Origin of the sequence: Bradyrhizobium sp. SZCCHNS3016, assembly GCF_032484535.1 — a bacterium.
In the GTDB taxonomy this organism is placed as follows: domain Bacteria; phylum Pseudomonadota; class Alphaproteobacteria; order Rhizobiales; family Xanthobacteraceae; genus Bradyrhizobium.
On the sequence record NZ_JAUETE010000005.1, the window covers coordinates 219,456 to 237,096 of the forward strand.

Sequence of the window (17,641 nt, forward strand, 5' to 3'; positions counted from 1 at the left end):
CGCGCCCCAATCCGACCCGTCACGAAGAACGAGAGAAGAACAAACAACCTCTCCAGCCGCACGCGGAGAGTTGTCCACAGGAAGGCGCGCAGGCGCTCACGGAAGATTGACCAGTCCCTCAAAGCAGGGATTAACCCCGAATGATGAACTAACAAGAACTAATAGCGTTGCATTTGCCGCAATCGCTTGATAGCTCGACTACACATGCTATTTAGGACCACCATTGCCAAAAGGAGAATCAAGTGGCGAAGACAGCTAAGAAGGCAGCTACCAAGAAGTTGGCGCGGAAACCCTACACGCCCGCCGACATCAAGCTGCTGAAGCAGCACTCGAAGTCCAAGACCCCGGTTGCCAAGATCGCCAAGGCCATGAAGCGGACCGAAGGCTCGCTCCGTCAGAAGGCCCTGGCGCTCGGCATCGGCCTGGGCCACCAGCGGTAAATTGCTCGGCGCCGCTGTCGCGCGAGCGTCGGCACGGCCAGCCCATGACGGACTGCCCACGACGGCCAGCAAATGGCGGCGCGCTCACCTGTCATCTGATCTCAGTTGCGATCCAGTCTCAGCTATTGGCGATCTCAGCTGCGATCAGATGCCGGGACATGTCAGACGGCAGCCCCGATATGGGGCAGCCGAATAGCTGAGTGATCCAGCTACATCGTCGCGCCGAGCACCCAGGGTGCGAACTCGGCCCCGCCGAAATCGAAGCTCTCGCTCTTGGTCGGCTGCCCCGAGGCGGTCTTCAGCATCAATTCGAAGATGCGCTGGCCGCACTCCTGCACCGTCTCCTCGCCGTCGAGGATGGTGCCGCAATTCACGTCCATGTCGTCTTCCATCCGCTTGTACATCGGCGTGTTGGTCGCGAGCTTGATGGACGGCGCCGGCTTGCAGCCGAACACGCTGCCCCGTCCGGTCGTGAAGCAGACGAGATTGGCGCCGCCGGCCACCTGCCCCGTCGCCGCGACGGGGTCGTAGCCGGGCGTGTCCATGAACACGAAGCCCTTCTTGGTGACGGCCTCGGCATAATGCAGCACATCGACCAGATTGGTGCTGCCGGCCTTGGCCATCGCGCCGAGCGACTTCTCGAGAATCGTCGTCAGGCCGCCCGCCTTGTTGCCCGGGCTGGGGTTGGCGTTCATCTCCGCACCCTCGCGCGCCGTATACTCCTCCCACCAGCGCATCAGGGAGACGAGCTTCTCGCCGACGTCGCGGCTGACTGCGCGGCGCGTCAGCAGATGCTCGGCGCCATAGGTCTCGGGCGTCTCCGACAGGATCACCGTGCCACCATGTCGCACCAGCAGATCGCTTGCTGCACCGAGCGCCGGATTGGCCGAGATGCCGGAATAGCCGTCGGAGCCGCCACACTGCAGCGCGACCGTCAGCTCGCTGGCCGGAACCGTCTCGCGCTTGACCCTGTTGGCGTCGGCGAGCGCTTCCTTGACGAAAGCAATGCCGGCCTCGACGGTCTTGCGGGTGCCACCGACCTCCTGGATGTCCATCGCACGAAGGCGGCCGGCGAGCTTCTGCTCCTCCATCAGTCCGCCGATCTGATTGGCCTCGCAACCGAGGCCGAGGACGATCACCGCAGAGAAGTTCGCGTGACGCGCGTAGCCGCCGAGGGTTCGCCGCAGCAGCTTCAGCGGCTCGTCGAGCGTCATGCCGCAGCCGGTCTTGTGCGTCAGCGCCACGACGCCATCGACGTTCGGGTAGTCGGCGAGCGGATCATCACCGGTGAAGGGATTCCGCTTGAACACGTCGGCGACCAGGCCCGCGACATGCGCGCTGCAGTTCACCGACGTCAGAATGCCGATGTAGTTGCGGGTCGCAACCCGGCCATCGGGACGGCGAATGCCCTCGAACGTCGCCGGAAGATCGAAGTTCGGCGTCGGCTTCACGTCGACGCCATAGGCATAATCCTTGGCGAAATCGCCCATCCCGCAGTTCTGCGTATGAACGTGCTGCCCCGGCGCGATCGGCGCGGTCGCGAAGCCGATGATCTGGCCGTAGCGGCGGATGGACTCGCCCTGCGCGATCGGACGCACCGCGACCTTATGCCCCGCCGGAATGCGGTCCACCGTGGCCACGCCATCGGCAACCGCGAGGCCGGGCGGCAGACTCGCACGCGCGATCAGGACGCTGTCCTCGGGATGAAGACGGATGACGGGGGCGGGAGCCATGGCAGTCTCTCTTCGTTTGTATCGGTAGGTCGCAAACAGGCATGCGAATAGCGAGTTGCGAATAGCGAATGAATGAATCCCCTATTCGCTACTCCCTATTCGCAATTCGCCTCAGGCCTTGCCGCCGGAGTCCTTGCGGGTCTGCGCGACTTGCTGGCGGGCATAGACCTGCATCAGGCCGACCTCGTTCGACAAGGTCACGAGCTTGAAGCCCATGTTGATGGCGCGGACCGCACCCTCGGCGCCGCTGCAGTGAATGCCGGGATTGAGCCCGCGCTTGCCGCACTCCTTCACGATCTTCTCATAGATCTTGAGGATCTCCGGCTCGTCGCGATCGAGCTTCGGCACGAGACCATAGGAGAAGCCGAGATCGGAAGGACCGATATAGACGCCGTCGATGCCTTCGACATCGAGAATGGCTTCCATGTTCTCGACCGCGGTCCTGGTCTCCATCATCGGCAGCAGCACGATCTCGTCGTTGGCCGTCTTCTGATACTCGCCCGCGCCGCCATACATGCCCGAACGGATCGGACCGTTGGAGCGCACACCCTTGGGCGGATATTTGGAATAGGAAACAAGGTTGCGCGCTTCCTGCGCTGTGTTGACCATCGGGCAGATGACGCCATAGGCACCGCCATCGAGCACCTTGCCGATGATGCCGGGCTCATTCCACGGCACGCGCACCATCGGCGTGACCGGATGGCCATGCATCGCCTGAAAGCACTGCACCATCGACAGATAGTCCTGTACCCCGTGCTGCATGTCCACGGTGACGCTGTCGAAGCCGCACTGAGCCACGACCTCCGCGGAAAAGCCCGAGGGGATCGCGAGCCAGGCATTCACCACCGTCTTGCCTTCGGCCCAGAGCTGCTTGACCTTATTGTTCGCCACGACTGCGTTTCCTTCCCTTGTTGTTCAACCGATCCGTCTCATTAGAATTCGTTTTCGCCCATGGCTCAACGCAATGCAATCCCGCTCAATTTGAGCATGAATGCTTCGCGCCACCCGCAAATCACACTGATATCACGATGTCGCCCGCTGAATGCTCGCTTCGCTGACACCCACTTCGCGTGCCGTGTTCACTATTGCCGCCCAGGTGTCATCGGGCAAGGGCACGCCATTGGCCGTACGCTCGGCCCGCATATTGCGCTCGGGATCGCCCGGCACCAGCACCTGATCGACGCCGGAGACCGGCTTGGTCGCCCGGATGAAATCCGTGTAGCGGGTGATTTCAGCATCGAAGAAGCTCGCCGGATCGACCACCTTCGGATCGATGTAGATCGCGAGCATGCCGTTGGCAAAGCGCCGGTTTGCCGACGTCGCCCCGGTGCCGGTCAAGGCGCCGCCAAGCAGCTCACAGATGAAGGCGAGACCGGAGCCCTTGTGCTCGCCGAAGGCGCGGATCGCTCCCGTCCCCTTGGTGTGGTCGCGCGTCCCCTCGGCCTCATAGGGTCCATAGAGCACCGCCGGATCCTCGCTGAGCGTACCATCGGCATCGATCAAGGCGCCCTTGGGCAGCTTCTTGCCGCCGCGGCTCGCCACCAGGACCTTGCCCTCAGCCACGATCGAGGTCGCGAAATCGAGCACGATGGGATCCTGTCCCTGGCGTGGGATGCCGACACAATATGGCGCGGTCGAGAACCGCTTCTCGACTCCGCCATAGGGCGCCACCAACAGCGAGCCTGCGGCCGTGACGAAATGAATGGAGACGAGTCCCTCAGCGGCGGCCATCTCCGCCCAGTCGCCGACCCGGCCGAGATGGCCGGAATTGCGCAGCGCCAACGCAGCCAAGCCGCTCTTCTTGCAACGCTCGATGCCGATCTTCACGGCCTGTGGTGTCACGGTCTGGCCGTAGCCGAACTTGCCGTCGACGACCACCAGCGACGGGGTGTCGACCACGACCTCTGCGGTCTGGTTGGGCACGATCGAACCCATCTTCTGCCAACGGATATAGACGGGCACGCGGATCACACCGTGGCTGTCATGCCCTGTCAGGTTGGCCGTCGTCAGATAGGTCGCGATCCGGCGGGCCTCCTCCGGCGAGGAATTGGCGTGTTCGAAGACATCGGCAACGAAATCGATGAGATGCGCTACCTTGATAGTGACCATGACAACTCGCGGGTTCGATCAGCATGCGAAAACAGAGTTAGCATGGTTTGCCATGCCTGCGACGCACGCCATCTCCGCTCGACTGCATCGCTTCTTATCAAAACGCCGAACGGCCTGCCAAGCACGAGACCCCACCCATTGCGTCTCGTCCGCGGCATATCAGCCGTCGCCGCTGTCGTCGGGGTCGAGATCGCCGCCAATGCTCCGCTCGAGCTCGCCCAGCATCTTGTGCAATGCGGCAAGCTTGCGTGCACCATACCGGCTGGCAATTGATGCGTAGATCGCCTCTGAGCTCGGCGCGACCTGCGCGATCAGCTTCATGCCCTTGGTCGAAATCGACAACACGCCCCTGCGCATGTCGCGGCTATCGACTTCGCGTTGAATCAAGCCGCGCGCCTCGAGATCGCGCAGGATGCGGGACAGGCTGGGCCCAAGCAGGAACGCGACCCGCGCCAGCTCCGTCACCTCGATCACGTCGACCGCCGCCAGCGCGCGTAGGATCCGCCATTGCTGCTCGGTCAGGCCGTGCTGCCGCAGATTGGGACGAAACTGCCGCATCACGGCCTCACGCGCCCGCAACAATGCCATCGGCAGCGACTGCGAGAAGTCACGCATTGGCACCTTGCGGGCTTCCTTCGCCGCCTGCCTGGCGACCTTGGCCCTGGTCTCGCTCACATCGGTCCCCCCTGGGCCGCCCCGAACATTTGCACTGCAGCAATTGCCCTTTCGATTTGCCCGCATAAACTTAACATGTTAACCATCTCTCGCCACCTCTTTTCCGAGCGATCACTCATGCCTCTTTCGAGCGACCAGATTCATCGCTGCGCCTCACGCCTGGATCAGGCCGAAAAGAGCCGCCGCCAGATCAGGCAGCTGTCGCAGGAGTTTCCCGATATCACCATCGCGGAGGCCTATGCCATCCAGGAGGCCTGGATCGGCATCAAGGTGGCCGGGGGGCGCATCATCAAGGGGCATAAGATCGGACTGACATCGAAAGCGATGCAGAGCGCGCTGAACATCGATGAGCCCGATTCGGGCGTGCTGCTCGACGACATGTTCTTTGCCGATGGCGGGCTGGTGCCGTCCGACCGCTTCATCGCGACGCGGATCGAGGCGGAGCTTGCCTTCGTCATGAAGCATCGTCTTTCGGGACCGGACTGCACTCTGTTCGACGTGCTCAACGCGACCGATTTCGTGGTGCCGGCATTGGAGATTCTCGACACCCGGATCGAGCGGGTCGATCAGGAAACGAAGGCGACGCGCAAGATCTTCGACACGATCGCCGACAATGCTGCAAACGCCGGCATCGTGCTCGGCGGCCGGCCGCTGCGGCCGCTCGACGCCGACCTGCGCTGGATCGGCGCGCTCTGTTATAAGAATGGACAACTGGAAGAGACCGGGCTGGCGGCCGGCGTGCTCAACAATCCGGCTACCGCGGTGGCGTGGCTCGCCAACAAGATCGCAGCCCACGGGCTCGCGCTGGAACCGGGACAGGTCGTGCTCGCTGGCTCCTTCATCCGGCCGATCGAGGCCCGCAAGGGCGACACGATCCAGGCCGACTATGGTCCCTATGGGACGGTGAGCTGCTACTTCGCCTGACGCCTGCACCGGAGCGACCGCACCATGCCGCATTTCAGCATCGAATACTCCGCCAATCTCGACGCCTTTGTCGTCATGGCCAATGTCTGCGAAGTGGTCCGCAAGGCTGCCAGCGAGACCGGGATCTTCCCGATCGGCGGCATCCGCGTCCGCGCGATCCGTTGCGAGCACTACGCGATCGCCGACGGCAAGCCCGACTCCGCCTTCCTCGCGATGCTGCTGCGGCTCGGCGAAGGCCGCGACCTCGCGGCACGGCAGAAGGCCGGCGAGCACGTTTTCAAGGCGCTCTCGGCGTATCTCGATCCGGTCTTCGCGAGCAGCAAGTTCGCATTGTCCTTCGACATGCAGATCAACGACGCCGCGACCAGCTGGAAGCGCAACAACATCCACGACGCCCTGAAAGCGGAGGCATCCCATGGATAAGGCCAGTCCCAAAGCCGACATCTACAAGGCCAATCTCGACCGTGCCGCTCCCCTGCTCGCGAAGCTGAAGGACGAGGGCATCGGCCACTTCATCGACGGCAAGGTGGTGCCGGCGATCTCAGGCGCGACGTTCGAGACCAAGTCCCCGATCGATGGCACGGTGTTGGCCAAGGTCGCGCGCGGCAATGCCGAGGACATCGATCGCGCGGCGACCTCGGCCGCCCTCGCCTTCAAGTCGTGGCGCGACATGGCGCCCGCGATGCGGCGCAAGCTGCTGCATCGCGTGGCCGACGCGATCGAGGATCATGCCGACGACATCGCCGTGCTCGAATGCATCGACACCGGTCAGGCCTATCGCTTCATGGCCAAGGCCGCGATCCGCGCCGCCGAGAATTTCCGCTTCTTCGCCGACAAATGCACCGAGGCCCGCGACGGCCTGAGCACGCCGAGCGACGAGCATTGGAACATCTCGACGCGGGTGCCGATCGGCCCGGTCGGCGTGATCACGCCGTGGAACACGCCGTTCATGCTCTCGACCTGGAAGATCGCGCCGGCACTCGCGGCCGGTTGCACTGTCGTGCACAAGCCGGCGGAGTGGTCGCCGATCACGGCGCAATGGCTGGCGAAACTCGCCAAGGAGGCCGGCATTCCCGACGGCGTGCTCAACACCGTACACGGCTTCGGCGAGGAAGCCGGCAAGGCGCTGACCGAGCATGCCGCGATCAAGGCAATCGGCTTCGTCGGCGAGAGCTCGACGGGATCTGCGATCATGGCGCAGGGCGCACCGACCCTGAAGCGGGTGCATTTCGAGCTTGGCGGCAAGAACCCGGTGATCGTGTTCGACGATGCCGATCTGGACCGCGCGCTCGATGCCGTCGTGTTCATGATCTACTCGCTCAATGGCGAGCGCTGCACGTCATCGAGCCGTCTGCTGGTGCAGCAGAGCATCGCCGAGACCTTCACGGCCAAGCTTGCGGCGCGCGTGCGTGCGCTGAAAGTGGGTCATCCGCTCGATCCGGCCACCGAGATCGGGCCGCTGATCCACGAGCGGCATCTGGCCAAGGTCTGCTCCTATGTCGATGTCGCAAGGCAGGACGGCGCGATCATCGCCGTGGGCGGCAAGCCGTTCGATGGACCGGGCGGCGGCCACTATGTCGAGCCCACGCTGGTGACCGGCGCGAGCCAGACCATGCGCGTGGCGCAGGAAGAAGTGTTCGGGCCGTTCCTGACCGTAATCCCGTTCCGCGACGAGGCGGATGCGATCGAGATCGCCAATGACGTGCAATATGGCCTCACCGGCTATGTCTGGACCAATGACATGGGCCGGGCTCTGCGCGTGGCCGATGCGCTCGAGGCCGGCATGATCTGGCTGAACTCGGAGAATGTCCGCCATCTGCCGACCCCGTTCGGCGGCATGAAGGCATCCGGCATCGGCCGCGACGGCGGCGACTACTCGTTCGACTTCTACATGGAGACCAAGCACGTCTCGCTCGCGCGCGGCACGCACAAGATCCAGCGGCTCGGCGTGTAAGGACTGATGCCCATGACCTCCCCTCGCCTCGCCACCTATGCCGCCGATGGCTCGGTCCGCTACGGACTTGCGACCGACAAGGGCCTCATCGATCTCTCCACGCGTTTCGCCCAGGATTATCCGACCTTGCGCGAGGTGATCGCCGCGGGAGCCCTGCCCCGGCTGATCGATGCCGCAGCCGGGCTGTCGCCCGATCACGGCCTCGATGCCATCAGCTGGCAGCCGCCGATCCCCGCGCCCGAGAAGATCATCTGCATCGGCGTCAACTATCCCGATCGCAACGCCGAGTACAAGGACGGCCAGGACGCGCCGAAATATCCGTCGATGTTCATGCGCACGCCGCGCTCCTTCGTTGGCCACGAGACGCCGCTGGTGCGTCCCCGCGCTTCACCGCAGCTCGACTATGAAGGCGAGCTCGTGCTGATCATCGGCAAGGCAGGCCGTCACATCCCGGAGGCCCAGGCGCTGGATCACGTCGCCGCGCTCACGCTTTGCAACGAGGGCACCATCCGCGACTGGGTACGGCACGCCAAGTTCAACGTCACCCAAGGCAAGAACTTCGATTCGACCGGCAGCCTCGGGCCCTGGATCGTGCCCTACACCAATGAGAGCCAGCTCGCCGACGTCAGGCTGACGACGCGCGTCAATGGCGAATTGCGCCAGGACGACCGCACATCGCGGCTGATCTTCGGCTTCCGCTACCTCATCAACTACATCTCGACCTTCACGACGCTCGTCCCCGGTGACGTGATCGTGACGGGCACGCCCACCGGCGCCGGTGCACGGTTCGATCCGCCGCGCTATCTGAAGCCTGGCGACGTCATCGAGATCGAAGCCGAGGGCGTCGGCACCTTGCGCAACGGCGTCGTCGACGAAGCCCTGTAGAAGTTCAGAAACGGAATGTCAGCATGACCACCATGACCGGCGGCGAAGCCATCGTCAGCGGGCTCGTCGCCCACGGCGTCGACACCGTGTTCGGCCTGCCCGGCGCGCAGGTCTACGGCCTGTTCGACGCCTTCCACCAGGCGCAGTTGAAAGTCATCGGCGCCCGCCATGAGCAGGCCTGCGGCTACATGGCGTTCGGCTATGCGCGCGCCAGCGGCAAGCCCGGCGTGTTCAGCGTCGTACCGGGTCCCGGCGTGCTGAATGCTGGTGCTGCGCTGCTCACCGCCTTCGGCTGCAATGAGCCGGTGCTGTGCCTGACCGGCCAGGTGCCGACCGACTATCTCGGGCGTGGCCGCGGCCATCTGCACGAGATGCCGGACCAGCTCGCGACCCTGCGGACCTTCGTCAAATGGGCCGAGCGCATCGAATATCCCGACAGCGCGCCGACGCTCGTGTCGCGCGCCTTTCAAGAGATGATGTCCGGGAGGCGCGGCCCCGCGGCGCTGGAAATGCCCTGGGACGTGTTCACGCAGAAGGCCGAGACGGCCGCCGCAAAGCCGCTGGCTCCGTTCGCGCCGCCGCAGCCCGATCCCGACCGCATCGCCAAGGCCGCCGCGCTGATCACGGCTGCGAAGACACCGATGATTTTCGTCGGTGCGGGCGCGATCGATGCGCGCGAGGAGATCCGCGAGCTCGCCGAGATGATCGACGCGCCGGTGGTCGCCTTCCGCTCCGGGCGCGGCATCGTCTCCAATGCGCATGAACTCGGGCTCACCATGGCCGCGGCCTACAAGCTCTGGCCGACCACCGACCTGATGATCGGCATCGGCACCCGCATGGAGCTGCCGACCACGTTCCGCTGGCCGTTCAAGCCGGATGGCCTGAAGTCGATCCGCATCGACATCGATCCCGCCGAGATGCGGCGCTTGATCGTCGATGCCGGCATCGTCGCCGACGCCAAGGCGGGCACGGCCGCGCTCGCGGCCGCCGTCAGTAAAGCGGGCTATCGCAAGACAACAGGCCGTCGCGCGTCCATCCGCGACGCCAGCGCTACGACCTTGCAGGAGATCCAGCAGGTGCAGCCGCAGATGGCCTATCTGAACGTACTGCGCGAGGTGCTGCCGAAAGACGCCATCGTCACCGACGAGCTGTCACAAGTCGGCTTCGCCTCCTGGTACGGCTTTCCGGTCTACGAGCCGCGCACCTTCATCACCTCGGGCTACCAGGGCACGCTCGGCGCCGGCTTTCCGACCGCGCTCGGCGCCAAGGTGGCGCATCCCGACAAGCCTGTCGTCGCGATCACCGGCGACGGCGGCTTCATGTTCGCCGTGCAGGAACTGGCGACTGCCGTGCAATACAACATCGGCGTCGTCACTTTGGTCTTCAACAACAATGCCTATGGCAATGTGCGGCGCGACCAGCGCGAGCGCTTCGACGGCCGCGTCGTCGCCTCCGATCTCGTCAATCCGGATTTCGTCAGGCTCGCCGAATCCTTCGGCATCGCCGCCAGCAAGGTCACGTCGCCCGACCAGTTCAAGTCGGCGCTGGAGACCGCGCTCGCCCATGGCGGGCCGTATCTGATCGACATCGAGGTGCCTCGCGACAGCGAGGTCTCGCCCTGGGGTTTCATCCATCCGCCGAAGCCCTGAGGGCGCTGATCGAGCTCACGGCGGGGACGCGCGGCGTCCCTGCAATCCGGCCGCGGCCATCGCCAGCAGGCCGGCGCCGGCCACGAGCCAGCACGCGACCGGTGCCCATTGCACCAGCGGTGCGTAGTCGGGCAGCTGCTGCAGACCGCCGGCGACGGCGGCGATCCGCGCGAAAGTGGCCAGCGCCAGCGCCGAGAATACCAGCCCGGTCACCTTGCCCTCGGCACCCGTCGTCCCGATGGCGAGCGCTGCCGAGATCGCGCTCATCATCATGCAGCCCCAGGCCGCACCGGCGATGAACTGCGCCACGATCAGCACGGTCAGCGCACCCGCGAGCTCGGCACTGACGATGGCGAGTGCACCGAGCAGCCCGGCAATTCCCATCACCATGAGCCCGCCGCGATGCTTCACCACGACGCTGGCCGGGAACAGCACGAGGTTGAAGCCGATCCAGAACACCGGCATCAGCCAGGGCAGATCCTCCGGCTTGGCAAAGCGCAGATAGAACGCCGAGCTGTTGATGCTGAAATGCAGCTGGTAGCCGAGCGCGAGGATCACCATCGCGCCAATGAACAGCAGCGGCAATCCCCGCAGCGGCTTGGGCTCTGGCTTGGATTCGGGCTTGGCCGGCGCTTGCGCGGCCGGACCGGCATCCTGCGGGATGCGCGCGAGACCGAGCGCGGTCAGCAGCAGCACCGCCGATGAGATGACGAACGGCAATCGCGGATCGTAGTCGCGCAGGATCACGCCGAGATATGGCGACACGGCGCCAGCCACGCCATAGCCGAGCATGACCAGCGCTGCCAGGAACGGAATGGCCGGCCGGGCCGCATGGCGCCCGAGCAGGGTCAAGGGCGGCGCGCGCAACACCGAGGAGGTCAGCGCCCAGATCGCGATCAGTCCGATGAAGACCGCTGGACCCGCCGACGCCGCCACGAAAGGCAGCGCGACAAAGGCGGCGCAGGATACCGCAGCCAGCAGGCCGACGAAGAGACCGAACCACGCGGCGACGCGCCCGATGCGATCGGCCGCGACCCCCATGGCCGTATCCGAGAGCGTGAAGATCGCCTGGTCCAGCATCAGGATCAGAACGACGGCCGAGGGCGCGATGCCGGCCTGGGCCGCGAGCTTAGGCAGATAGATCACATAGGTCGTCCACAGCAGCGTGAACACCAGCTGCAGCAGCGCAAGGTGAAGTCCTATTCGCGTCGCCGCCGGCGCTCGCTCCTCCGCAAGTTCGACAGTGCTCATGGCCCCTCTCCCGGGGGCAGCATAGAGCCAAGGATGCCCGTTGCAAAACGAGGAAGGTCACAGACCGGCCAGGACTACCGCGCTCGGCGGAAGGTCAGGTTGATGCGCCGGCGGCCGAGCCGAGCATGCTCACCGTCGGCGAGCGGCGCAACGCCGTGAAATGCGAGCCGCGCCGGCCCGCCCCAGACGACGACGTCGCCATGAACGAGCCGATAACGCTGCGTCTTGTCGGTGCGTTTGAGCCCGCCGAACAGGAACGTCGCCGGCAGCCCGAGTGAGACCGAGACGATCGGCGCGCCGACGTCGCGCTCGTCGCGGTCCTGATGCAGCGACATCCTGGCGCCAGGCTCATAGCGGTTGATCAGGCAGGCATCGGGCGCAAAGCCTGCGAAGCCGGCCTCGCTTGCGGCGCGCTCGGCAAGTTGATGAAACAGCGGCGGCATCGCCGGCCATGGCTGGCCGCTGTCCGGATCGCGCGCATCATAGCGGTAGCCGCTGCGATCCGTGACCCAGCCACACGCGCCGCAACTCGTCATCGCGACCGACATCTGATGGCCGCCCGGGGTCACCATGCGGCGAAACGGCGCCTGCGCCGCGATCGCCTCGATCGCGGTGATCAGCTCGGCCTCCTGCGGCCGCGCGAAGCCGCGCAGCAGCACCGCGCCGGGCGCGAGCTGCTCGCGGGCCGGTCCTGCCGCCTCGAGTCCATCAAACAGATCCGCCGTCATGCGCCTCACTTCGCATCGTGAAAGATCACGCCCAGCGTATGGCGCCGGCCGGAGCGCAGCCGGCTGACACCATGGCGCATGTTGACGCGGTAGCTGCCGCGCGTGCCCTGCACCGGACGATTGTGGACCGCGAACACCACGGCATCGCCCTGCCGCAGCGGCACCACCTCGGCGCGCGACTGCATGCGCGGCCGCTGCTCGGTCAGCACGAACTCACCGCCCTCGAAATCACGCCCCGGCTCGGACAGCAGAATCGCGACCTGCAGCGGAAACACATGCTCGCCATAGAGATCCTGATGCAGGCAGTTGTAGTCGCCCTCGACATATTGCAGCAACAGCGGCGTCGGCCTGGTCTGGCCGGCCTGGTGGCAGCGCGCGAGAAATTGCGCGTGCTCGGCCGGATAGTGCACATCGATCCCCATCGTCGCATTCCAGCGATTGGCGATTGCGACCAGATGCGCATAGAGCTGCGGCCGCAGCCGAGCGATCGGATCCGGCAGCGGATAGCTGAAATATCTGTACTCGCCGCGCCCGAAGCCATGCCGCGCCATCACCACGCGGCTGCGAAAGCGACTGTCGTCCGGATAGAGCGCCGCCAACGCGCGGCAGTCGTCGGGCGAGAGCAACTGCGTCAACACGGCGCAGCCGCGCGCATCGAGGTCGCGTTCCACCATCGCCCAGTCGACCGCGTTGGGGCCCGGCGTGGGTTCGGGCGACGATGGAGTCATCTTGCGTGCCTTGATCATGCAAGCAATGTGGCCATCAGGCTGGTCCAGCGCCACCCGTTTTCCGGGGTAGAGCAAACTCGATCAGAGACAACGCTGCTCCCCGCCGCCGCCTCAGCCCCGCACCACGCTCTCGACCCCGGCCGCGATCTCCAGCAGCTTGCGGTCGTTGCCGCCGGATTGCGCCAGCATCAGGCCGACCGGGACCTCGCCATGGCGATGCGCCGGCAGCGAGATGGCGCAGCCGTCGATCATGTTGATGAACGTGCAGTTGCGCAGGGCACGGATGTTTTCGCGGGCGAAGACCTGGTCGTCGGCGAGATCGGCAATCCTGGGCGGCGCGTTGGCGGTGGTCGGCATCACCAGCGCGTCGTACGGCGCGATCCGTGCGGCGGCCCGCTTGACCAGCGAGCGGCGGGCGTTGAGCATCTCGATGTAGTCGGGCACCGTGATCGCCTCGCCGCGCATGATGCGGACGGAGACGCGCGGATCGTAGACGTCGCCCTTGGCCGTAAGCAGGAAGCGGTGCCAGGCGTAGCTCTCGGCCGCGGCAAAGCCGCCCTTCATGCCGATGACGCCGACGTCGAGAAACTCCGGAAATTCGATGCGCTCGATCAGCGCGCCCTGCTTCGCCAAGCTCTGCAGCGCCCGCTCGAAGGTCTCGGCAACCTCGGCATCGAGCTCGTCGAGCACGATCGTCGTGGGCACCGCGAGCCGCAGGCCCTTCACCGGTCGCGCGGCCAGCGGCCGGATCGGCTCATCGGCCAGCACCGAGTCGAGGATCGCGCAGCATGCGACGGTGTTGGCGAGCGGCCCAAAACTGTCGAGCGTCGACGACAGCGGCACCCCGCCGTCGAGCGGCACGCGGGCCTGCGTCGGCTTGAAGCCTGTGATGCCGTTGAAGGCGGCGGGGATGCGGCAGGAGCCGCCGGTGTCGGTGCCCAGCGCGCCATAGGCCATGCGGTCGGCGATCGAGACGGCGGCGCCCGACGAGGAGCCGCCGGGCACATAACCGACCTCGCGCTTCCAGGCGCTCTTCGGCGTGCCGTAATGCGGGTTGATGCCGATGCCGGAATAGGCGAACTCGGTCATGTTGGTGCGGCCGATCACGACGAAGCCGGCCCGGCGCAGCCGCGCCACCGCGGGCGCATCGGCGTCGGCCGGCGCGGAGTCGTCGAGCGCGCGCGAGCCGGCGCGGGTCACTTGGCCCTTGATGTCGAACAGGTCCTTGATCGAGACCGGAATGCCGGCGAAGGGCGACGGCGCCGCATTGGCCCTACGCAGCGCGTCCATGCCGTCAGCGGCAGCCAGCGCGGCCTCCTCGTCGACATGGATGAAGGCGCGCTCCCCCTCACCCGCGGGATCGGCAATGCGGGCGAGACACTCCTCCACCAGCTTGCGCGCGGTGGTGCGGCCGGCGGCGAGATCGTCGGCCAGCGCGGCCAGGGTCGGAATTGAAGCGGTCATGGCGTCCTATCGCATGTCTGCGGCATCAGCCGCGATATCCAGATCGAGCAGCGCGGAGCTCAGCGACTTGCCGTGCGCATCCAGCGCCAGCGAACGGGTGACCCCGCCGCCGAGCGCCCGGCTCATCACGAAATTCAGCGCCGCAATGTTGGGCAGCTCATAGCGGACCACCTCGCCCCGGACAATGCCGGCAAAGTGGGCCCTGACCCGCTCGGCCGTCACTTGTGCGAGCAGCAGCGGGTAATCCTTGGGGTCGTAGGCGATGACCGAGATGTTCGAGGTGTCACCCTTGTCGCCGGTCCTGGAATGGGCGATGTCGCGCAGCTTCATCTCGGCTCCGATCATACTCGCGGCATCAAAGACCAATTTTCATCAGGCGGCAATTGCCGTCCAACACCTCTGCGCCTCCCGGAGGGCCGCATGCGTGGCGTGATGGACCGTTGACGCGTCTGCGTCAAATGGCGCATCACGGATGCAAAGGAGCGGGCGACGGAGCCCGCCGCAGGGAGGATCCATCGGATGGCCGAGCCAGCGCGCGCACGTCCCAAGCCGACGCCCGAGACCCAGCATTTCTGGGACGGCACCAGAGCCGCTGAATTGCGACTGCAGCGCTGCGACGCGTGCGCCCACGTCTACTTCCCGCCGCGCCCGTTCTGTCCGGCCTGCGCCAACCGCAAGGTCAGCGTCTTCAAGGCCTCAGGCCGGGGCACGCTCTACAGCTACGTCATCAACCATCGTCCCCCTGCGCCCGGCTTCACGCCGCCCTACGCCATTGCCGTCGTGGCGCTCGAAGAAGGCCCGCGCATGATGAGCAACATCACAGGCTGCCCGCAGACACCGGAAGCACTGGAGCTCGACATGGCCCTCGAAGTTACATTCGAGAAATTGGACGAGCAGATCACCCTGCCCCTGTTCCGTCCGGCGAAGGGCTGAGCCGATGCGCAGAAACCAGGTTGCCGTGGTCGGCGCCGCCGAGACCACTGAGCTCGGAATCATCCCGACGATGTCGCAGATCCAGCTGCATGCGGACGCGGCGCTGAATGCGATCGCCGATGCCGGGCTCAAGCTGTCCGATATCGACGGCTTCGCCACCGCGGTCGAGACGCCGCAGCAGATCTGTCATTACCTCGGCATCACGCCGACCTGGGTCGACGGCACCTCGGTCGGCGGCTGCTCCTTCATGCTGCATGTCCGCCACGCTGCCGCGGCGATCGAGGCCGGCCTGTGCAAGACCGTGCTGATCACCCACGCCGAGAGCGGCAAATCGATGATCGGCAAGCTGCCGCGCTCGATTCCGCCGGACAGTCTGCAGGGCCAGTTCGAGGCGCCGTTCGGCATCTCAGGGCCGCCCAGCATGTTCCCGATCCCCGTGCTGCGCTACATGAAGACGTACGGCATCACGCATGAGCAGCTCGCGATGGTGGCGGTGGTGCAGCGCGAATGGGCGGAGAAGAATCCGCGCGCGATGATGAAGGACCCGATCACCGTCGAGGACGTCCTGAACTCGCGCATGATCGCCTATCCGTTCCGCCTGCTGCAATGCTGCCTCGTCACCGATGGCGGCGGCGCGCTGATCCTGACCTCGGCGGATCGCGCCAAGGATTTTCCGCAGAGGCCAGTCTATATTCTCGGCACCGGCGAAAGCGTGGAGACGCCGATGGTCAGCCAGATGGAGACGTTCAATTCGTCGCGTGCCTTTAAGGTCGCGGGCCCCCTCGCCTTCAAGGAAGCCGGCATCGGCCATGCCGACGTCGACCATCTCATGATCTACGACGCGTTCGCGCATCTGCCGCTGTTCGGGCTCGGCGATCTCGGCTTCATGCCGCATGAGGAGACCGGGCCGTTCATCGCTGCCGGTCACACCCGTCCCGGCGGCAAGCTGCCGCTCAATACCAATGGCGGCGGCCTGTCCTACATGCATTCGGGCATGTACGGCATGTATGCGCTGCAGGAGAGCGTGCGCCAGATGCGTGGCATCGCCCCGGCGCAGGTGCCCGGAGCCAAGATCTCGGTGTGTCACGGCGTCGGCGGCATGTTCGCCGCGTCAGGAACGATTATTTTCACGAACGAGAAGTAGCAGCACTCGTCATTCCGGGATGGTGCGAAGCACCAGACCCGGAATCTCGAGATTCCGGGTTCGATGCTGCGCATCGCCCCGGAATGACAACAAGGAGAACCACTCATGACCAAATCGCTCCAGGACAAAGTCATCATCGTCACCGGCGCCGGCCGCGGCATCGGCCGCGAAATCGCGCTGCTGTGCGCCGCCGAAGGCGCCAAGGTCGTCGTCAACGATCCCGGCGTCGCCTCCGACGGCTCGGGCACCAGCGCGGCGCCGGCGGAGGAAGTGGTCGAGGAAATCAAGAAGCGCGGCGGCACGGCGGTGGCGAATTTCGAGAGCGTGTCCGAAGCGATCCCGGCCAGCAAGATCGTGAAGGCAGCGATCGACCATTTCGGCAAGCTCGACGGCGTGGTCAACAATGCCGGCATCCTGCGCGACATGATCTTCCACAAGATGAGCATCGAGGCGTTCGAAGCCGTCATCAAGGTCCACCTGATGGGCTCGTTCTATGTCGCTCACTCCGCCGCGCGGCTGTTCCGCGAGCAGGAGAGCGGCTCCTTCGTCCATTTCACCTCGACCTCAGGCCTGATCGGCAATTATGGCCAGGCCAACTACGCCGCGGCAAAGCTCGGCATCGTCGGCCTGTCGAAGTCGATCGCGCTCGACATGGGCCGCTTCAACGTGCGCTCCAATTGCGTCTCGCCGTTTGCCTGGAGCCGCATGATCGGCACCATCCCGGCGGAGACCGAGGCCGAGAAGGAGCGCGTCGAACGCATGAAGCGGATGGGGCCCGAGAAGATCGCGCCCGTCGTCGCCTATCTGCTCGGCGATGCCTCGAAAGACGTCACCGGCCAGATCTTCGCCGTTCGCATGAACGAGATCTTCCTGATGAGCCAGTCGCGCCCGCTGCGCTCGGTGCACCGCGGCGAAGGCTGGACGCCGCAGACCATTGCGGAGCATGGCATGCCGGCGCTGAAGCCGTCGTTCTACAAGCTCGATCGTTCCGCCGACGTGTTCGGCTGGGATCCGATCTGAGATT

Annotated in this window: 18 protein-coding genes; 9 read left to right on the forward strand and 9 right to left on the reverse strand. The window is 65.5% G+C overall.

Going from position 1 to position 17,641, the window contains the following annotated elements:
* The first annotated feature begins 242 nt into the window (after positions 1-242).
* Positions 243-440 (forward strand): hypothetical protein, encoded by a 198-nt coding sequence (locus tag QW881_RS12790; protein ID WP_008964013.1) that lies wholly within the window; start codon positions 243-245, stop codon positions 438-440.
* A gap of 209 nt (positions 441-649) precedes the next feature.
* Here the strand turns inward: QW881_RS12790 and QW881_RS12795 are convergent, their stop codons facing one another.
* The 4 genes from QW881_RS12795 to hpaR all read right to left on the reverse strand — a co-directional run bounded on the left by QW881_RS12795 (position 650) and on the right by hpaR (position 4,897).
* On the reverse strand, positions 650-2,173 hold the full coding sequence (locus tag QW881_RS12795) for an altronate dehydratase family protein (protein ID WP_315757737.1): 1,524 nt from the start codon (positions 2,171-2,173) through the stop codon (positions 650-652).
* Positions 2,174-2,284: 111 nt separating this feature from the next.
* Positions 2,285-3,064 (reverse strand): HpcH/HpaI aldolase family protein, encoded by a 780-nt coding sequence (locus QW881_RS12800; protein ID WP_315714912.1) that lies wholly within the window; start codon positions 3,062-3,064, stop codon positions 2,285-2,287.
* 132 nt (positions 3,065-3,196) lie between these two features.
* On the reverse strand, positions 3,197-4,282 hold the full coding sequence (locus tag QW881_RS12805; protein ID WP_315757738.1) for a malate/lactate/ureidoglycolate dehydrogenase: 1,086 nt from the start codon (positions 4,280-4,282) through the stop codon (positions 3,197-3,199).
* A gap of 159 nt (positions 4,283-4,441) precedes the next feature.
* Positions 4,442-4,897: a homoprotocatechuate degradation operon regulator HpaR gene (gene hpaR / locus QW881_RS12810; RefSeq protein WP_409999016.1), complete on the reverse strand. Its 456-nt coding sequence runs from the start codon at positions 4,895-4,897 to the stop codon at positions 4,442-4,444.
* A gap of 177 nt (positions 4,898-5,074) precedes the next feature.
* On the opposite strand from hpaR, the gene hpaH reads away from it, so the two are divergent.
* Genes hpaH through QW881_RS12835 form a run of 5 tightly spaced genes read left to right on the forward strand, consistent with a single transcriptional unit; the run spans position 5,075 to position 10,369 of the window.
* Positions 5,075-5,881: a 2-oxo-hept-4-ene-1,7-dioate hydratase gene (gene hpaH / locus QW881_RS12815; RefSeq protein WP_315757740.1), complete on the forward strand. Its 807-nt coding sequence runs from the start codon at positions 5,075-5,077 to the stop codon at positions 5,879-5,881.
* 24 nt (positions 5,882-5,905) lie between these two features.
* On the forward strand, positions 5,906-6,304 hold the full coding sequence (locus QW881_RS12820; protein ID WP_315757741.1) for a 5-carboxymethyl-2-hydroxymuconate Delta-isomerase: 399 nt from the start codon (positions 5,906-5,908) through the stop codon (positions 6,302-6,304).
* On the forward strand, positions 6,297-7,835 hold the full coding sequence (hpaE, locus tag QW881_RS12825; RefSeq protein ID WP_315757742.1) for a 5-carboxymethyl-2-hydroxymuconate semialdehyde dehydrogenase: 1,539 nt from the start codon (positions 6,297-6,299) through the stop codon (positions 7,833-7,835). The genes QW881_RS12820 and hpaE overlap by 8 nt, the downstream gene beginning before the upstream one ends.
* A 12-nt stretch (positions 7,836-7,847) precedes the next feature.
* Positions 7,848-8,720, forward strand: coding sequence for a fumarylacetoacetate hydrolase family protein (locus QW881_RS12830; protein WP_315757743.1), 873 nt, complete (start codon positions 7,848-7,850; stop codon positions 8,718-8,720).
* A 23-nt stretch (positions 8,721-8,743) separates the two neighbouring features.
* Complete coding sequence (locus QW881_RS12835) at positions 8,744-10,369, forward strand: thiamine pyrophosphate-dependent enzyme (protein WP_315757744.1); 1,626 nt, start codon at positions 8,744-8,746, stop codon at positions 10,367-10,369.
* 15 nt (positions 10,370-10,384) lie between these two features.
* Here QW881_RS12835 and QW881_RS12840 read toward each other — a convergent pair whose 3' ends face one another.
* The 5 genes from QW881_RS12840 to QW881_RS12860 all read right to left on the reverse strand — a co-directional run bounded on the left by QW881_RS12840 (position 10,385) and on the right by QW881_RS12860 (position 14,870).
* Positions 10,385-11,620, reverse strand: a complete 1,236-nt coding sequence (locus tag QW881_RS12840) for an MFS transporter (protein ID WP_315757745.1) — start codon at positions 11,618-11,620, stop codon at positions 10,385-10,387.
* A 74-nt stretch (positions 11,621-11,694) separates the two neighbouring features.
* The gene (gene alkB / locus QW881_RS12845) at positions 11,695-12,348 is read right to left on the reverse strand and encodes a DNA oxidative demethylase AlkB (RefSeq protein WP_315757746.1); all 654 of its coding nucleotides are present in this window, start codon (positions 12,346-12,348) and stop codon (positions 11,695-11,697) included.
* A gap of 5 nt (positions 12,349-12,353) precedes the next feature.
* Positions 12,354-13,022, reverse strand: a complete 669-nt coding sequence (locus QW881_RS12850) for a 2OG-Fe(II) oxygenase (RefSeq protein ID WP_409999017.1) — start codon at positions 13,020-13,022, stop codon at positions 12,354-12,356.
* Between the two features lie 165 nt (positions 13,023-13,187).
* Positions 13,188-14,540, reverse strand: a complete 1,353-nt coding sequence (locus QW881_RS12855) for an amidase (RefSeq protein ID WP_315757748.1) — start codon at positions 14,538-14,540, stop codon at positions 13,188-13,190.
* Between the two features lie 6 nt (positions 14,541-14,546).
* The gene (locus QW881_RS12860; RefSeq protein ID WP_315757749.1) at positions 14,547-14,870 is read right to left on the reverse strand and encodes a hypothetical protein; all 324 of its coding nucleotides are present in this window, start codon (positions 14,868-14,870) and stop codon (positions 14,547-14,549) included.
* A gap of 189 nt (positions 14,871-15,059) precedes the next feature.
* Between QW881_RS12860 and QW881_RS12865 the strand changes: the two genes are divergently transcribed.
* The 3 genes from QW881_RS12865 to QW881_RS12875 all read left to right on the forward strand — a co-directional run bounded on the left by QW881_RS12865 (position 15,060) and on the right by QW881_RS12875 (position 17,637).
* Positions 15,060-15,473: a Zn-ribbon domain-containing OB-fold protein gene (locus QW881_RS12865; RefSeq protein ID WP_315757750.1), complete on the forward strand. Its 414-nt coding sequence runs from the start codon at positions 15,060-15,062 to the stop codon at positions 15,471-15,473.
* Between the two features lie 4 nt (positions 15,474-15,477).
* Positions 15,478-16,617 (forward strand): thiolase C-terminal domain-containing protein, encoded by a 1,140-nt coding sequence (locus QW881_RS12870; RefSeq protein WP_315757751.1) that lies wholly within the window; start codon positions 15,478-15,480, stop codon positions 16,615-16,617.
* Positions 16,618-16,722: 105 nt separating this feature from the next.
* Positions 16,723-17,637, forward strand: a complete 915-nt coding sequence (locus QW881_RS12875) for an SDR family oxidoreductase (RefSeq protein WP_315757752.1) — start codon at positions 16,723-16,725, stop codon at positions 17,635-17,637.
* The last annotated feature ends 4 nt before the right edge of the window (positions 17,638-17,641 follow it).

What these genes read in the sequence shown, in the direction of transcription:
- QW881_RS12795 (WP_315757737.1), bottom strand. Translation starts at nt 2,173, where the DNA reads ATGGCTCCCGCCCCCGTCATCCGTCTTCATCCCGAGGACAGCGTCCTG.
- QW881_RS12805 (WP_315757738.1), bottom strand. Translation starts at nt 4,282, where the DNA reads ATGGTCACTATCAAGGTAGCGCATCTCATCGATTTCGTTGCCGATGTC.
- hpaR (WP_409999016.1), bottom strand. Translation starts at nt 4,897, where the DNA reads ATGCGTGACTTCTCGCAGTCGCTGCCGATGGCATTGTTGCGGGCGCGT.
- hpaH (WP_315757740.1), top strand. Translation starts at nt 5,075, where the DNA reads ATGCCTCTTTCGAGCGACCAGATTCATCGCTGCGCCTCACGCCTGGAT.
- QW881_RS12820 (WP_315757741.1), top strand. Translation starts at nt 5,906, where the DNA reads ATGCCGCATTTCAGCATCGAATACTCCGCCAATCTCGACGCCTTTGTC.
- hpaE (WP_315757742.1), top strand. Translation starts at nt 6,297, where the DNA reads ATGGATAAGGCCAGTCCCAAAGCCGACATCTACAAGGCCAATCTCGAC.
- QW881_RS12830 (WP_315757743.1), top strand. Translation starts at nt 7,848, where the DNA reads ATGACCTCCCCTCGCCTCGCCACCTATGCCGCCGATGGCTCGGTCCGC.
- QW881_RS12835 (WP_315757744.1), top strand. Translation starts at nt 8,744, where the DNA reads ATGACCACCATGACCGGCGGCGAAGCCATCGTCAGCGGGCTCGTCGCC.
- QW881_RS12840 (WP_315757745.1), bottom strand. Translation starts at nt 11,620, where the DNA reads ATGAGCACTGTCGAACTTGCGGAGGAGCGAGCGCCGGCGGCGACGCGA.
- alkB (WP_315757746.1), bottom strand. Translation starts at nt 12,348, where the DNA reads ATGACGGCGGATCTGTTTGATGGACTCGAGGCGGCAGGACCGGCCCGC.
- QW881_RS12850 (WP_409999017.1), bottom strand. Translation starts at nt 13,022, where the DNA reads ATGGTGGAACGCGACCTCGATGCGCGCGGCTGCGCCGTGTTGACGCAG.
- QW881_RS12855 (WP_315757748.1), bottom strand. Translation starts at nt 14,540, where the DNA reads ATGACCGCTTCAATTCCGACCCTGGCCGCGCTGGCCGACGATCTCGCC.
- QW881_RS12860 (WP_315757749.1), bottom strand. Translation starts at nt 14,870, where the DNA reads ATGAAGCTGCGCGACATCGCCCATTCCAGGACCGGCGACAAGGGTGAC.
- QW881_RS12865 (WP_315757750.1), top strand. Translation starts at nt 15,060, where the DNA reads ATGGCCGAGCCAGCGCGCGCACGTCCCAAGCCGACGCCCGAGACCCAG.
- QW881_RS12870 (WP_315757751.1), top strand. Translation starts at nt 15,478, where the DNA reads ATGCGCAGAAACCAGGTTGCCGTGGTCGGCGCCGCCGAGACCACTGAG.
- QW881_RS12875 (WP_315757752.1), top strand. Translation starts at nt 16,723, where the DNA reads ATGACCAAATCGCTCCAGGACAAAGTCATCATCGTCACCGGCGCCGGC.